The organism is Colwellia marinimaniae, assembly GCF_002207865.1.
Taxonomy (GTDB): Bacteria; Pseudomonadota; Gammaproteobacteria; order Enterobacterales; family Alteromonadaceae; genus Colwellia; species Colwellia marinimaniae.
On record NZ_BDQM01000294.1, the window covers coordinates 1 to 267 of the forward strand.

General features: G+C 73.4%; 1 protein-coding gene. It reads right to left on the reverse strand.

Annotation, left to right across the window (positions count from 1 at the left end):
• Nucleotides 1-267, reverse strand: a 267-nt coding sequence (locus MTCD1_RS19340; protein WP_438819306.1) for a M61 family metallopeptidase, incomplete at both ends; no start/stop codon positions are given.

Below are 267 nucleotides of genomic sequence, written 5' to 3' on the forward strand. Positions count from 1 at the left end.
GCACGTCGCGCAGTAGGCGTTCGCCATCCAACGACGGCGCGGCGCCGGCCACCACCAGCTGGTGCGCCACGCCGCAGGCGGTGAATTGGGCGCTCCAGAACGGGCCCATCTCCACGGGGCAGTCGACCAGTTCGTCATAGTTGCGTGCGCGGTACAGCCCGAAGCCGGACGGTGCGACCGCCACCGGCTCCAGCCCCGTGGCCAGCGACCAGCCGGCCAGCGCGGGCGGGCACGCGACCTCCAGCGTGTGCGGCGCGTCCTCTTGCC